Annotated in this window: 15 protein-coding genes; 4 read left to right on the top strand and 11 right to left on the bottom strand. The window is 61.9% G+C overall.

What is annotated here, in order from left to right; translation table 11 throughout:
• Positions 1-74 precede the first annotated feature (74 nt).
• Positions 75-866 carry an ABC transporter permease gene (locus KIH81_RS10090; protein ID WP_214305191.1) on the top strand — a complete coding sequence of 264 codons (792 nt, stop codon included), beginning with the start codon at positions 75-77 and terminating at the stop codon, positions 864-866.
• Between the two features lie 205 nt (positions 867-1,071).
• Here the strand turns inward: KIH81_RS10090 and KIH81_RS10085 are convergent, their stop codons facing one another.
• Both KIH81_RS10085 and KIH81_RS10080 read right to left on the bottom strand, forming a co-directional pair.
• On the bottom strand, positions 1,072-1,470 hold the full coding sequence (locus KIH81_RS10085) for a cupin domain-containing protein (protein ID WP_214305190.1): 399 nt from the start codon (positions 1,468-1,470) through the stop codon (positions 1,072-1,074).
• Positions 1,471-1,490: 20 nt separating this feature from the next.
• Positions 1,491-1,970 (bottom strand): flavodoxin, encoded by a 480-nt coding sequence (locus KIH81_RS10080; protein WP_214305189.1) that lies wholly within the window; start codon positions 1,968-1,970, stop codon positions 1,491-1,493.
• Between the two features lie 169 nt (positions 1,971-2,139).
• Here KIH81_RS10080 and KIH81_RS10075 point away from each other — a divergent pair, with 169 nt between their 5' ends.
• Positions 2,140-2,805: a DedA family protein gene (locus KIH81_RS10075; protein WP_214305188.1), complete on the top strand. Its 666-nt coding sequence runs from the start codon at positions 2,140-2,142 to the stop codon at positions 2,803-2,805.
• On the opposite strand, the gene KIH81_RS10070 is transcribed toward KIH81_RS10075, so the two are convergent.
• Positions 2,779-3,390: an endonuclease III domain-containing protein gene (locus tag KIH81_RS10070; protein ID WP_214305232.1), complete on the bottom strand. Its 612-nt coding sequence runs from the start codon at positions 3,388-3,390 to the stop codon at positions 2,779-2,781. The two genes, KIH81_RS10075 and KIH81_RS10070, sit on opposite strands and share 27 nt — an antisense overlap.
• 83 nt (positions 3,391-3,473) lie before the next feature.
• Entirely contained in the window at positions 3,474-3,998 is a 525-nt protein-coding gene (locus tag KIH81_RS10065; protein ID WP_236029514.1) for a PadR family transcriptional regulator, read from the bottom strand.
• Positions 3,999-4,127: 129 nt separating this feature from the next.
• Between KIH81_RS10065 and KIH81_RS12125 the strand changes: the two genes are divergently transcribed.
• A complete protein-coding gene (locus KIH81_RS12125) occupies positions 4,128-4,883 on the top strand; it encodes an NADPH-dependent F420 reductase (protein WP_338024760.1) in 756 nt (251 codons plus the stop codon).
• Positions 4,884-5,014: 131 nt separating this feature from the next.
• Here KIH81_RS12125 and KIH81_RS10055 read toward each other — a convergent pair whose 3' ends face one another.
• From KIH81_RS10055 to KIH81_RS10030, 6 genes are all read right to left on the bottom strand, one after another.
• On the bottom strand, positions 5,015-6,271 hold the full coding sequence (locus tag KIH81_RS10055; RefSeq protein WP_214305187.1) for an MFS transporter: 1,257 nt from the start codon (positions 6,269-6,271) through the stop codon (positions 5,015-5,017).
• Between the two features lie 116 nt (positions 6,272-6,387).
• Positions 6,388-7,773: a GH1 family beta-glucosidase gene (locus KIH81_RS10050; RefSeq protein ID WP_214305186.1), complete on the bottom strand. Its 1,386-nt coding sequence runs from the start codon at positions 7,771-7,773 to the stop codon at positions 6,388-6,390.
• A 163-nt stretch (positions 7,774-7,936) separates the two neighbouring features.
• Positions 7,937-8,875: a carbohydrate ABC transporter permease gene (locus KIH81_RS10045; RefSeq protein WP_236029511.1), complete on the bottom strand. Its 939-nt coding sequence runs from the start codon at positions 8,873-8,875 to the stop codon at positions 7,937-7,939.
• Positions 8,876-8,887: 12 nt separating this feature from the next.
• Positions 8,888-9,982 (bottom strand): carbohydrate ABC transporter permease, encoded by a 1,095-nt coding sequence (locus tag KIH81_RS10040; protein ID WP_214305185.1) that lies wholly within the window; start codon positions 9,980-9,982, stop codon positions 8,888-8,890.
• Positions 9,983-10,069: 87 nt separating this feature from the next.
• Positions 10,070-11,383, bottom strand: coding sequence for an ABC transporter substrate-binding protein (locus KIH81_RS10035; protein WP_214305184.1), 1,314 nt, complete (start codon positions 11,381-11,383; stop codon positions 10,070-10,072).
• A gap of 238 nt (positions 11,384-11,621) precedes the next feature.
• A complete protein-coding gene (locus tag KIH81_RS10030; protein WP_338024759.1) occupies positions 11,622-12,647 on the bottom strand; it encodes a LacI family DNA-binding transcriptional regulator in 1,026 nt (341 codons plus the stop codon).
• Positions 12,648-12,802: 155 nt separating this feature from the next.
• Between KIH81_RS10030 and KIH81_RS10025 the strand changes: the two genes are divergently transcribed.
• Positions 12,803-13,222, top strand: a complete 420-nt coding sequence (locus KIH81_RS10025) for a PH domain-containing protein (protein WP_214305183.1) — start codon at positions 12,803-12,805, stop codon at positions 13,220-13,222.
• Positions 13,223-13,354: 132 nt separating this feature from the next.
• On the opposite strand, the gene KIH81_RS10020 is transcribed toward KIH81_RS10025, so the two are convergent.
• On the bottom strand, positions 13,355-13,924 hold the full coding sequence (locus KIH81_RS10020) for a TetR/AcrR family transcriptional regulator (protein WP_214305182.1): 570 nt from the start codon (positions 13,922-13,924) through the stop codon (positions 13,355-13,357).
• Positions 13,925-13,960 lie beyond the last annotated feature (36 nt).

Genomic DNA, 13,960 nt, shown 5'->3' with positions numbered 1-13,960 from the left:
GCCCTTCCCTGAGGGGGACCGTCCGCAAAGCGGACTGAGGGAGCGAATCGTGAATATGAAGGAAGACACCAGGCATGACAGGTAACGCATACGATATTGACATCTGGGGCCTGTTGGTCGCTCTGGCCATGGTGGCCGTCGCGGCCGGCATCAGCGAGCTCATGCGCATCAACATCGGCAAGACATTGCTGTGGTCCGCATGCCGCGCGTTGCTGCAATTGTGCGCGATGGGCTTCATCATCGGCTATGTGATCCGCACGAACAACGTGTTCCTCGTGTTCGCGGTGATCGCAGTGATGCTGGTGGCCGCCGTGCAGATCACGCTCTCGCGCGCCAAGGGCATACCGAAAGGTCTCGCCGGTCCGGTGCTGCTGAGTCTGACCATCACGATGCTGCTCATGATCTCGCTGGTCACGGAGCTCGTGGTGCGCCCGCACCCATGGTATGCGCCGCAGCTCGTGGTGCCGCTGACCGGCATGCTGCTCGGCAATACCGTGTCCGCGTTGGCCGTGGGCCTGAGCCGGTTCTACGAGAGCATGAACGAGCGCCGTGACGAAATCGACACGCTCCTGGCCCTGGGCTCCACCGCCTGGGAGGCCGCCCGACCTTCGATCGTCTCCTCGATCCGGCTGGGTCTGCTGCCCACAACGGCCACGCTGGCATCCTGCGGCATCGTGACGATTCCCGGCATGATGGCCGGTCAGGTCATCGCCGGCGGCGACCCGCTTGAGGCTGCCAAGTACCAGTTCGTGGTGTTCGCCGCCATCGCCGCGCTGACCCTGGTGGCCGACAGCCTCATCATGGCGATGGTCTACCGCACCTGTTTCACCGCCGACGACCAGTACAAGCCGCCGGAAATGCGGTAGCGGGCAGTTAGGAGCCGCTTTCGGAGGCCAGATACGCGGAAACCCTCACTAAGTATGCGGCTCAACGAAGCACCCGCATACTTAGTGAGGGTTTTAGGGCTCGAAGCCTCACTATGTATGCGGAATCTTGGTTCGGCCGCATACTTAGTGAGGCTTCAAACAGATTTACCCGTCATCGACGGATAAACAAGGGGCGATTGAGCCGTCACGCCAGCTTCCTGTAGGCTTCCTCGTCGACCGGCTCCAGCCATTCGGTGGAGGCGCCTTCCTTCTTGGGCATGACGGCCACATGGGCGAATGCCTCGGTCGGCGCGGCGCCATGCCAGTGCTTGGTGTCCGGCGGGATGTAGGCCACCTCGCCCGGCTTCAGCTCCACCGGCTCCTGGCCTTCGATCTGGTAGTAGCCACGCCCGCCCACGGCCAGCAGAATCTGGCAGATGCCGTGGTGGATGTGCCAGTGATTCGTGCAGCCGGGCTCGAAGGTCACGTTGGCCACGTTCACCTGATCATCACCGGCGAGCGGAGCCAGGTAGCTTTGGCCTTCGAAATACTGGGCGAAGGCATCGTTCGGTTTGCCCATCGGGAATGCGCTCGGATTTTCCATGACTGAATGTCCTTTCTTCGTTACAGATCGAGTCCGCCGACCCACTTGGCGAGTTCGGATTCCTTGGCGTTGGCGGCCAGACGACGGCCGGCGACCCAATGTGCGGTCGGCGCGGAATCGTGCAGTTGCACGCCGTCGGCGCCACGGGTGCTGGAACCGGACGTGGCGAACGTCACGATGGTCTTGCCCGCCCAATCCTCGCTTTCCAGGAACGTGCGCACTACGCGCGGCGCGGTCTCCCACCACAGCGGGTAGCCGACAAACACCACGTCATACGGTTTCACGTCAATCGGCTTGGCCAACGCCGGACGCATGTCGCGGTGGGCATGCTCAACGGACGAACGGCTCGCGGTGTCGCGCCAGTTCACGTCGGCCGCGGTGTACGGTTCGGCCGGTTCAATCTCGGTCAGATCCGCGCCGATCGCCTTCGCCAGACGTTCCGCCACCGCCTCGGTAGTACCGGTGGCGGAAAAGTATGTAACCAGAATCTTCTTACTCATAGCGATTCCTTCCATCACAATGTTCAGCTCCATTGAATCGCCGTTGACCTTATCCGTCCAATAGAAAACAACGATGATTTGCTATACGCAAAATGCATGATTACCGCTGCAACCAGCCAATATCAGTGTCTTAGACTCGCATAAGCACGCATACCATAGCGTGAGTGCCATGAACATTGCAACCATTACGCAGTGCCCGGTTTCCACGGGCGGATTCATCGGCGCGATCACGGACTGGCTCGTCGGCCTTATGTCCCTCATGGGCTGGCTTGGCACCGGCATCGCCGTGTTCCTCGAAAACCTGTTCCCGCCGATTCCCAGCGAGGTCATCCTGCCATTGGCCGGCTTCACCGCAGCGCAAGGCCGCATGACCCTTATTGAAGCCATCGCCGGCGCGACCATCGGCTCCGTGATCGGAGCACTGGTGCTGTATGCCATCGCCTATGCGATTGGTGCCACACGCATGCGCAAACTGTTCGATCTGATGCCGCTCACCGACGCTTCCGACATCGACAAGGCCAACGATTGGTTCGCGAAATACGGCTTGGCTTCAGTGCTCATCGGCCGCGTGATCCCGATCGCGCGTTCGCTGATTTCGATTCCCGCCGGCATCGCCCGCACGAATCTCATGAAGTTCACACTACTCACCACGCTGGGTTCCGCGGTATGGAACACGATTCTGGTCATGGCCGGTTATGTGCTGGGGGCAGGTTGGTGCTCAATCCTAGGGTTCCTCGATAAGTTCCAGTATGCGGTGGCAGCCATCGTGGTGGCGCTGCTTGTCTGGTATGTGGTGGTGAAGGTCCGTTCACATCTTGAAGCCGTGCAGGAATGATTCCGCTTTGGCCTCTTCAGTGCGATACGCCTTGCCGTATTCGTCGATGAGACCGTGGAATTCCTGCAGTTGCGCGACATCCAGACCAGTCGCCAATACGGCCGGCGCAAAGGTCCTGTGGAATGCAGGGTATCCGGATGGCACGGCGAATCCCAGAAAGACGAAGAGCCGCCGCGCATAGGTGTCGGACACGAAGGCGCGGCGGCCGAACACATACAACACCAGGTCGTCCGCCGTCTCCCCGCCGATGCCGAACAATCCCAGCAGCTCTGCGCGCAGCTCGTCGTCGGCGATGTCCGCCGCGCCTTCCGGACGCGCGCCGCACCGGTCGATGTACCATCGGCTCAACGATTGCAGCGCCTTCGCCTTGTTCCGATAGAAGCCGGACGGGCGGATCAGATCCTGCAACGCATGCGATTCCAATGCCGCGATCGCATGCGGCTCCAGAGCCCCGGCCGCCTTGAGCGCGCCGAGCGAACGGTCGACGTTTCCCCAGGCGGTGTTCTGCGTGAGCACCGCACCCACCATGATCTCGAACGTGCTGTCCGCCGGCCACCAGTTCGTGGGGCCGATTTCGCGTTCCATACGGTCGTACAGCGCTTCGATATCGGCCGCAGTCGGCACACGGACCGGCGAATCGGCGACGCCGGCCGTGTCTTCCGCATCGCTCACTCGCCGAGCTCCTCCATGAGCCACTGGCGTTCGGCGTCGATTTCGGCGTCGTGGATCATGAGCACTGCGCGACGGTACTTGTCGGCCACCTTGTCGTTGTCGATGGGCCCCTCGCCGTCGCTGTACAGCCGGCGCACGTCGGAGCCCAGCGATTCGAGACGCCTGCACAGCACGGCGCGGCGGTCGGCTTCGTCGGGGATGACGGAGAGGAACGACATGACGACCGCCCATTTGGTGATGTTGGTGAGGTTGTAGCCGCTTGTGTTCTTCAGCTCCTCAATGAGTACGTCGCGCCCGGCCGGTTCGAGATGGAATTCGCGCAGCCGGCGGCCGTTCACCACGTTGAAGGTCTCGCCGATGTAGCCGGCCTTGACGAATTTGTTGGTGACGGAATGCAGGGTGCCGTCGGAGACCGCCTGCATATAGCCCTGCAGCTGGTCCATCTTCTTGCGCAGCCGATAGCCGCACAACGGCTCCTCCGAGAGGAAGCCCAAGGTCATGAGTTCTACGGTGTTCATCATATGTTCATGATATCTCAAGCCGAGATATCTCAGAACGACACGCCGGAAGCCGAAGGTGGGCGCAACGTCACAAGCGCCGAAATTCCAACGTTTTTCAGTTTGATATAAATCCTCTCGATATATCTCAGTTTGAAATATCTCTTGTTGAGGTGCATACTGGCAACAACGCGAACGCAACGGATACCGACCGAGGCAACCAAGCAGTCGCAGGCAACAAATCAGCGGAAAACGTGCCGGCAACGGCGACCATCGAAAGGACTTACCATGAGCAACATCACCATCTTCGGCGCGGGCAACATCGGTTCCGCCGTGGCGGGCATCGCCGTCAAGGCCGGCGCGAACGTGCAGGTCATCGACCGCAACCCGGACAAGGCCGCCGCGGCCGCGAACGGCGTCACCGGCGCGAAGTTCGGCGAGGCCACCGCCACCGGCGACATCGTGGTGCTGGCCCTGCCGTTCCCGGCCTACGACGAGGTGCTCGCCACGTATGCCGATCAGCTGGCCGGCAAGACCGTGGTGGACGTGGCCAACCCGATCGACTTCACCACCTTCGATCTGGCCCTGCCGGAAGGTTTCAAGTCCGCCGCCGAATATGTGGCCGCCAAGCTGCCGGAGTCCAAGGTGGTCAAGGGCTTCAACACCACCTTCGCCGCCACGCTCGCCACCGGTGAGAACGACGGCGCCCCGACCGTGGTGCAGCTCGCCTCCGATGACGAGGACGCCAAGAAGTCCGTGGCCGCCTTCATCGAGGCCGCCGGCCTGAAGACCGTGGACGCCGGCCCGCTCAAGCGCGCCCAGTACCTCGAGGGCTACGGCGCCCTGCAGATCGTCCTCGGCGTGACCGAGCAGACCCCGTGGACCGGCGGTTTCAAGGTCGTGAAGTAAGCAACCTCTCGTATCCCGCGCAGTTACTGCCGGTATCAAGGCCAAAACAGGCAGTAACTGCGCAGACATGTTTTCAATGGGTGGAACCTCGGCTTCCCGGGATTCCACCCATTGTTCGTTGTCACGGGAACCTACCGGGCGGACTTGATGGTCGCGATGCACGGAACACTGATCAGCGCCATCAATGCCGCGCCGATGAACACCGGCCGGTAGGTTCCGCATACCGCGTACATCGAAGAGGTGATGACCGCGACCAGAATCATGCCGGATGTATTGGCGAGGTTCAGGATGCCCAGCCCCTTGCCGGCCTCGTCCTTGTTCGGCAGGACATCGATGCTGAGCGCCTGATTGCTGGCGTTGTAGGTGCCGTATCCGAGTCCGGCCAGCACGCCGTATATATAGAATCCCGGCACCGAAGGCACCAGCCGGGGAGTAAGGAATCCGCAAGCCAGCAGTATCGCGGCGATGATGAGCAACGGCTTCCTTCTCCCCCATCGCTCCGCAATGACGCCGCTGACGATCATGCCGGTGAGGCTTGCAATCATGGTGCACGACGACAGCACCGCGATGGTGGCCGCGGCCTGTTTGGCGTTCTGCCCGAGATAGCTTTCGAGGATATAGAGCTGGTAGGCGAACACCATGTTGTAGGCGAGCATCAGGCAGAACCGGCCGACCAGCGCCTTGTAGAAGTCCGACGCCCCGCGGGTGGGCGGTTTGAAGCTTTTCAGAATCGCGGCCACGCCGTCGCCGGCCTTCGGCAGGTTCGCGGCGGACGGTTCCTTGGGCCATATGGTCGTGACGATGAGGCCGTCCAACGCCAGCAGACAGGCCGCGACGGCGAAGCCGACGGTCTTCTGTTCGTGGAACATCGCGCCGAGCATGGTGCCGAGCGCATTGCCGGTGGTGGTGCCGAGCCCGTATGCCACGGACATGCGCACGCGCAGGCTGCCGGGAATCCGATCCGACAATGTGGCGAGGGTCGGCGACAGCAATGCGTTGAGGAACAGCTGCAAACCGCACCAGGCCGCGATGATGGTGACCGTCTGCTGCGCGACCGCCACCAGGAACAGGCAGGTTCCCGATGCGATGGCGCCGCCGATCATGAACGGCGTGCGGCGTCCGAACCGCGAGCGCGACCGGTCGGAAAGCGAACCGAACACGATGTTCGCGCATAACGCCACGATCGCGCCCGCCGCGTTGAGCTGCGCGATCATGCCGTTCGGGTCGGCGAACCCGTCGTCCTTGAGGCGTTGCGGGAGCAGCACCATGCTGGCGGAATTGAAAGCCGTCATCCACAGCAGGCCACAGAGGAAGAAACCCGTGAGGAAACGGATCATGGTCGGCATGGGAAGGGCGATCCGGGACGAGATGTCTTCCTCATGACTCATTGATTCATGATCCTTTGGAGGGTATGGCTGCTGGTGGGTGACGGCTGACGGGCTGTGTGCCCGCCGGTCGTTATCCGGCGGGCACACGTCGTATGGTTCCGGAGGTCGGGGAATCGTCAGATGGCGTTGGCCTTGACGATCTCGCCGTAGCGCAGGGCGGAGTCCTTCCAGATGCGTTCCTCGGTGTCGTAGTCGACACGGATGATGCCGAACCGCTTGCTCAGGCCCAAGGCCCATTCGAAGTTGTCCAGCAGGGACCATGCGTAGTAGCCGGTGACGTTCGCGCCGGCCTCGATCGCGTCGGCGACCGCGCGGATGTGCTGGTTCATGTAGTTGACGCGCTGCGGGTCGTGCACGATCTTGCCGCCGGGGGCCGCGGCGTCCTCGGACACCACGTCGTCCCAAGCGGAACCGTTCTCGGTGACCATGAGCGGCAGGTCGGGGAAGCGGGTGCCGAGCTCTGTCAGCAATGTGGTCAGGCCATGCGGTTCCTGGTTCCAGCCCATCGCGGTCAGTTCGCCGGTCGGCGGCAGGAACTCCACGATGTCCTGCGCGGGGGCCGGCACGCCCTCGTTGACGTTGCCCGGGGCGGCCGCGCGCACATGCGAGGTGGAGTAGTAGTTCAGGCCCAGCACCTGCAGCGGCTGGTGGATCGTCTCCAGGTCGCCGTCCCTGACGAACGACCAGTCGGTGATGTCCGCGGTGGCCTCGAAGATGTCCGGATCGTAGCGGCCCTCGAGCATCGGCCCGTAGAAGACCTCGTTGTTCATCAGGTCGGCGCGCCGCTTGGCCGCGATGTCCTCCGGCGCGTCCGTCTCGGCGATGTTGACCGACGGGTTCAGCGTCACGGAGATGCGGGCCTGGTCGCCAAGCACGGAACGGATCGCCTGGGTGCCCAGGCCGTGCGCGAGGTTGAGGTGATGCACGGCCTGGAGGGACTTCGCGTAGTCCTTGATGCCCGGCGCGTGCACGCCGTTGCCGTACCCCAGGTACGCGGCGCACCACGGCTCGTTGAGCGTGATCCACGTGTCGATGCGGTCGCCGAACCGTTCGGCGAGCACCTGCGCGTACTCGGCGTAACGCTTGGCGGTGTCGCGGTTCGGCCAGCCGCCCAAATCCTCGAGGTACTGGGGCAGATCCCAGTGGTACACGGTGCAGGCGGGCTTGATGCCGGCCTCACGCAGGGCGTCCAGCAGGCGCAGGTAGTAATCGACGCCGGCCATGTTCACCTTGCCGTCCGGCTCGGGGATGATGCGGGACCAGGACACGGAGAAGCGGTAGGCACCCACACCCATTCGCTTCATGATCTCGATGTCCTCCATGTAGCGGTGGTACTGGTCGCAGGCACGCTCGCCCGACGTGCCGTCGGCGATGGTGCCCGGCCTGGCGCAGAACGTATCCCAGATGGAAGGAGTACGGCCATCCTCATGGATGGCGCCCTCGACCTGGTAGGAAGCGGTTGCGGTGCCCCAGGTGAAGTCTTTGGGGAAAGTGAAAGTCATGGGAAGCTCCTCGACTTTGAGGTTGGATTGAAGGCGAAATCACTCGCCTATATAAACAGGGTTATATATAAGGAATAAAAGGAAGAAAGAGGGGACGGTTTCCGGTCTTCCGTTTTTGCGGAAAACCGGAAACCGCCGAAGAAGGGGACAGAGAAGTCTGCAATCAGCCCTTGACGGCGCCGGCCATGATGCCGGAGACCAGCTGCTTGCCAGCGAAGAAGAACAGCAGGATCAGCGGGAACGTCGTCAGGAGCACGCCGGACATCACGATGGTGTAATCCGTGAAGTGGGCGCCCTTCAGTGCGGAGGCCGCGACGGTGAGCATGCTGTTCTTGTTGGAGCCGAGCACCAGCATGGGCCAGAAGTAGTTGGTCCACTGGCCGATGAAGGTGAAGAGGAACAGCATGGATGCAGCGGGCTTGGCCGCGGGCAGGCCGACGGAGAGGAACGTGCGGAACATGGAGCAGCCGTCCACACGGGCCGCCTCGATGAGCTCGTAGGGCAATGCGTCCTGCAAGTACTGCGTCATCCAGAACACGCCGAATGCACTGACCAGGCCGGGGATGATGACGGCGAGCAGGTTGCCGTACAGGCCGGCCTTGTTGGCCATGATGTACAGCGGGACCACGCTCAGCTGCTGCGGGATGGTCATGGTGGCCACCACGCAGGTCAGCAGCACGTTACGGCCGCGGAAGCGCAGCTTGGCGAAGGAGTAGCCGGCCAGGGTGCTGAAGAACACGGTGGAGATGGAGACCACGGTGGACACGGTGAACGTGCCGCCGAGGGCCTGCCAGAACTTCAGTTCGGCGAAGGCGCGGCCGAGGTTGCGGAACAGCGAGGAGCCCGGAATCAGCGCCTGGACGCCGTACTGGTTACTCGGGGTGTCCTGGGATGCGATGGAAATCGCGTAGTACAGCGGGAACACGAAGACCAGCAGGGTCACGATCAGACCCAGGTAGCTGCCCCAGCCGGGCTTGCGGCCCTCGGAGGTCATGCCCAGACGGGCCTTGCGCTGGCGGGAAGCCGCCTTGGACACACCCTTGCCATAGACCTGTTCGAGGACCGGGGTGCCGAGTTCGTTCTTGTTTGATTCCTTACCCATGATGATTCCCTCTTACTCGATTCCTGCGGCGGCACGGGCGTTGGCGCCGGAACGGATGGCGCGCTGGCGTTCGGCCTCGTTACGCTCTGCGGACAGCCTCTGGGCCTTCTTGTCGCCCTTCTTGCCACCGGTGGCCATGCGCTGGGTCAGGTAGAAGTTGAGCAGCGCGATCACCACGATGATGAGGAACAGCAGCCAGGCCACGGCGGCCGCACGGCCCAGGTTCGGCTGACCGGGGGTCACGTTCACGAAGCCGAGCTTGTACAGGTAGAGGCTCACGGTCAGGTACTGGTTGTTCGGGCCACCGCCGGAGCTGGCACCGTTGTGGAACAGCTGCGGCTCATCGAAGATCTGCAGACCGCCGATGGTGGAGGTGATGATGACGAAGATCAGGGTGGGCTTGAGCATCGGCAGGGTGATGGAACGGAAGGTGCGCCACTTGCCGGCACCGTCCACGACGGCCGCTTCGAGCACATCACGCGGGATGGCCTGCATGGCGGCGAGCAGAATCAGCGTGTTGTAGCCGATCCAACGCCAGTTGACGATGGTGGCGATGGCGAGATGCGACCAGATCGCGCTGCCGTGCCACATAATGGGCTGCAGACCAATCTCCTGGAGAATCACGTTGATGGCGCCCATCTTGTCGGAGAAGATCTGGGAGAAGATGATACCTGCGGCGGAAGGTGCGACCACGTACGGCAGGAGCACGCCCATGCGCCAGAAGGTCTTGGCCTTGAGGTTGGCGTCGAGGATCCAGGCGAGCCACAGGGCGATGATGATCTGCGGCACAGAGCTCAGCAGGAAGATGCTGAACGAGTTACGCAGGGCGACGTAGAAGGCGGGCTGGTGCAGCACCCACAAGAAGTTGCCGTACCAGGACGGTGTGGTGCTGTTGCAGGTGGCGCCGCACACTGCGAGGCCGGCGTCGCCGGTCAGGGTGTTGTACGAACGGGTGGCGATCACCACGGTGTAGATCAGCGGGAACAGACCAACGATCAGGAACAGGATGAAGAACGGTGCGATGTAGATGTACGGCGAAGCTTTCCATTCGAAGTTACCGAGCTTCGTCCGCCATGATTCCTTTGGCTTTGCGTTGTTCGCGGCCATAATGTCTCCTTTGGCAAAATCCCCACATGAAAAGGTGCCGGACCGGAAACCTGCCGACCGGCACCTTTTGTCAATCACTTATGGATGTCAGGACAGAGCCTTGACGTCCTCGACGTACTGCTTCCAAGCCTGGGCAGGCGTCTGCTCCTTGGTCACGTCCACACGGCCGAGTGCATCACCGAACTTGGAGTCGATGTCGTAGTACTGGGCGCCGGTGTAGGGCACGATCTTGACGGCCTCGGCGCGATCGGCGAAGATCTTGCCGGTCGGGGCGTTGTTCAGGAACTCATCGGTCTTGTCGGCAACGGCCGGGTCCTTCATGGCCTTCGGGGAGCTCGGGTAGTTGGAGGCGGCCTTGAAGGTGGCGATCTGCTGCTCAGGAGCGGTCAGCCATGCAACCAGCTTGGCGGCTTCCTCCTGGACCTTGGAGGTCTTCGGCACCACAAGCCAGGAACCACCCTGGTTGGAGCCACCGCCAGGGGTCACATCGGCGATGTCCCAGCCCTTGAAGTCGGAGCCGGAGTTGCCCTTGATGTTGTTGACCAGCCAGGCCGGGCACATGATGGTGGCGAAACCGGTGTCGGACTTGAACATGGCGTTCCAGTCGTCGGACCACTGGGAAACGTGGGCGGACATCTCGGAGGTGGCGGTCAGCTGGTCGTACAAGCTCTTGATCTTGTCGCCGGTGGCCACGACCGTGCCATCTTCCTTGACGTAGGCTTCCTTAAGCTGGGTCTTCATGGTGGCCCAGATGCCGCCCATGGCGTCGTACCACGGCAGACCGGTCTTCTCGGTGTACTGCTTGCCGACCTCGAAGTACTTGTCCCAGGTGGCGTCGTTACCGCCGAGCATCTTGGCGACCTCATCACGGTCGGTCGGCAGGCCGGCCTTGGCGAACAGGTCGGAGCGGTAGCACAGGGCGGTCGGGCCGATGTCGTTGCCGGCGCCGATGGTCTTGCCGTCGGCGGTCTTGGCACCCTCGACCTTCCAGTCGAGCCAGTCGTTGCCCTTGAGGTAATCGGTCAGGTCCATGAAGGAGTCAGGCATGGCGAGGATGGACGGCATCCAAGCGATATCCACGGCGTAGATGTCATAGGCGTCGGAGCCGGAGGAGATTGCAGTGTTGAAGGCGGAGCGGGCGTCATCGGAGCCGGAGGCCACGGTCTCCTCGATCTTGACGTTCGGGTGCTCCTTCTCGTACTGGCTCCACAGATCGGCGCCCGGACGCTCGGCGGTGGCCTTGCCGTAGCCAAAGTTGTTGAAGGTCTGGATCTTGATGACGGTCTTGCCGTCAGCGGTCTTCGCTCCCCCATCGCTGGAGTTGGATCCGCCACATGCCGCGAGGCTCACCATCGTCGAAACGGCCAGGGCCGCCGCAATGACGCTCTTAACGGGCTTCATTGACATAACTTCTCCTTTTCTGCAGATAACATCTCTGTGTCTGCTCCTTCGTGGCGCTTCATCACACCACCCGTTTTGGAACCGTTTCCAAAACTGACTTATAAGTTAGCATTCTGAAAACGGGTTCGCAAATCACAAAATGGTAACGGGCGTGTCGCGCACGATGTGCACGTTCACATTCACAAAACGTCACAGAAAAGCCCGCATATGTTCAAATCAACATATGCGGGCGTTATTATCAGGCGCTTTCGCGTCTGACCATGGGGGCCGGGAACAGCACGGCCTTGCGTTTCCACTCCCCTGTCTCCAACCGCTCGGACATCATCTCGGTAGCCGTTTCCGCCATAGCTGCCAAGGGTTGAGCGAAGGTCGTCAGTCTTGGCGAGACCGCACGCGCAACATGGAAATCATCGAATCCGATCAGCGCCACATCCTCCGGCACTCGTTTGCCTGAATTCAGCAGCGCACGGAGGGCACCGGCCGCGGTCTCGTCGGATATTGCAAAAACTCCGTCCACTTCAGGGTGTTCGGAAAGTATCTGAAGCATGACCTCCTCGCCACGCTGGGCACCATATTCGCCCGGAATGAATGCAACCGGTTCCATTCCCAACGACGAAAGAGCGTCCTTCACGCCTTCGGTGCGCAGCACCGAAGCCTGCATGTCGGTGGGGCCGGCGATCACCGCGATGTGTTGGCAGCCGCGTTTGTGCAGCAGCATGACGGCATCGTACCCGCCCTGATAGTTATCGACGTCCACATATGGGTAGTGCATGGACGGGCTCGGAGTGCCTATGGACACGATCAGCTTGCCGCATTGCTTCAGGGCATCCGCGAACGGTTTCGAATAGTGGAAGCTGACGACGACGATGCCGGCGGCGCCCGAGCCCTTGAGCACCTTCAAGAACCCCTTCGCATCATGCGGTTTGGTCAGCGCCAGGAACGGCAACAGGTTCACCGCGGTGAACGAGGTGGCCAGCTGTGCCACCATCCCTGAAACGAAGGCATCACGGAACACGAAGTCAGGTTCCTCGGGCACCATGATCGCGATGATGTTCGATTTGCCCGAAGTCAGTTGTTTCGCCGCCTGGTTCGGCACGAAATGCAGCTCTTCGGCTGCCTGCTGCACCTTCTGTCTGGTCCTCGCCGAAGCCGAACCGTTCCCCAGCGCACGCGATGCCGTCGAGACCGCCACTCCGGCCAATTTCGCCACGTCACGTATCGTGACCGCATCACCTTGTGTCATTTCAGGAACCTCCTGGTTCACGTTTCCATGGAAATACCGCCTCGTATCTCGTAATGCCGCCTAGCATACATCCATGCCACGGACTTGTCAGTCAGCAATCGTTTGATTTCGCGTCGAACGAGGGACCATCATCGCCTACGATGGGAGTCGTAAGGCCTTTGACGAAAGGAACCGCAATGTCCAACAGCATGGCCGACGGCGATATCCTGTGGGCGCAGCGCAAGCGCAACTGGTGCCGCACCCCTTTCACGTTCACCACCTACACCTTGACCAACGATGAGATCGCGGTCAAATCCGGCATTCTGCGCGAGACCTATGACGTGACGAAACTGTTCCGTGTGGTCGATCTGACCGTCACGCGCACGCTGCTGCAGCGTTTGTTCGGCCTGTCCACCATCACGCTGGAGACGCGCGACCAGTCCTCCGGCGGACAACTGGTGCTCAAGAACATCATCCATGGGTTCGACGTGCGCCGCGTCATCCAGCGCGCGGTGGACCAGTCACGCAACGTGAACCGCGTCAGCGCCCGCGAATACATGGGCGACAGTGCTTTCGGCGATTCCGGAGATGCCGACGACAACTACGCTGCCCAGTAACGTTCAGGCTCGTTAAACCATGATTGGCATGCCCCATTCCTGGCTCCTCCCCGTCAGGGGAGCTGGCAGCGAGGTCGACTGAGGGGCAGTCCAATAGAATTCATGTCAATCTTGGTTTAACAAAGCCACCGATTATCGGGCCTCGCCGAACGCCACGCGACGGATGCCTGCGCGCAGGTCGTTCGCGTCCTTGGGCTCGCCGCCGAGTGCCCGGTGCAGGGTCAGTCCCTCAATCATCGCATCTAGCAACGCCACGGTGCGCGCGTCGAAGAACCGGCCCAATTCCCGTTGCACGGCGCCCATCCACCGGTCGCTGATGTCGCGGAACGATGCATCACGGGCGGCGAGCGTGTAGAACTCAAGGGTGATGACCGTGTCCCGCTCCGTGGCGAGTACATCATGTTCAACACTTGCGGCTATGGCCTCACATGCCTCCTCGGACGTGCGGGCCGCACCCATTCGTGCCGCGAACGCCGCGATGGAGCAATCGGCGAATTGGTCGAACGCCTGATGCAGCAGGTCGTGCATGCCGTCGAAGTAGTACGTCATGGAGCCAAGCGGCACGTGCGCCTCGGCGGCCACCACGCGGTGCGAGGTGCCGGCCACGCCGCGTTCGGCAATCACCGTCAGGCACGATTCGATGATGCGTTGCTTGCGTTCGGGGTCCACGCGCCTACGTGGCGCATCAGCGTTGCTCTCCATACCCGCCGACCTTACCCGGTTACGGGTACATGCATA

It is taken from the genome of Bifidobacterium miconisargentati (assembly GCF_019331675.1).
In the GTDB taxonomy this organism is placed as follows: Bacteria; Actinomycetota; Actinomycetes; order Actinomycetales; family Bifidobacteriaceae; genus Bifidobacterium; species Bifidobacterium miconisargentati.
Note: the sequence above shows the minus strand (reverse complement) of the source record. Positions and strands in the feature narration are given on the sequence as shown.

Coding starts and splice junctions, on each gene's coding strand:
- KIH81_RS10025 (WP_214305183.1), top strand. CDS start 12,803: ATGTCCAACAGCATGGCCGACGGCGATATCCTGTGGGCGCAGCGCAAG.
- KIH81_RS10080 (WP_214305189.1), bottom strand. CDS start 1,970: ATGAGTAAGAAGATTCTGGTTACATACTTTTCCGCCACCGGTACTACC.
- KIH81_RS10070 (WP_214305232.1), bottom strand. CDS start 3,390: ATGGAACGCGAAATCGGCCCCACGAACTGGTGGCCGGCGGACAGCACG.
- KIH81_RS10055 (WP_214305187.1), bottom strand. CDS start 6,271: ATGAGTCATGAGGAAGACATCTCGTCCCGGATCGCCCTTCCCATGCCG.
- KIH81_RS10075 (WP_214305188.1), top strand. CDS start 2,140: ATGAACATTGCAACCATTACGCAGTGCCCGGTTTCCACGGGCGGATTC.
- KIH81_RS10085 (WP_214305190.1), bottom strand. CDS start 1,470: ATGGAAAATCCGAGCGCATTCCCGATGGGCAAACCGAACGATGCCTTC.
- KIH81_RS10090 (WP_214305191.1), top strand. CDS start 75: ATGACAGGTAACGCATACGATATTGACATCTGGGGCCTGTTGGTCGCT.
- KIH81_RS10050 (WP_214305186.1), bottom strand. CDS start 7,773: ATGACTTTCACTTTCCCCAAAGACTTCACCTGGGGCACCGCAACCGCT.
- KIH81_RS10065 (WP_236029514.1), bottom strand. CDS start 3,998: ATGATGAACACCGTAGAACTCATGACCTTGGGCTTCCTCTCGGAGGAG.
- KIH81_RS10045 (WP_236029511.1), bottom strand. CDS start 8,875: ATGGGTAAGGAATCAAACAAGAACGAACTCGGCACCCCGGTCCTCGAA.
- KIH81_RS10040 (WP_214305185.1), bottom strand. CDS start 9,982: ATGGCCGCGAACAACGCAAAGCCAAAGGAATCATGGCGGACGAAGCTC.
- KIH81_RS10035 (WP_214305184.1), bottom strand. CDS start 11,383: ATGAAGCCCGTTAAGAGCGTCATTGCGGCGGCCCTGGCCGTTTCGACG.
- KIH81_RS10020 (WP_214305182.1), bottom strand. CDS start 13,924: ATGGAGAGCAACGCTGATGCGCCACGTAGGCGCGTGGACCCCGAACGC.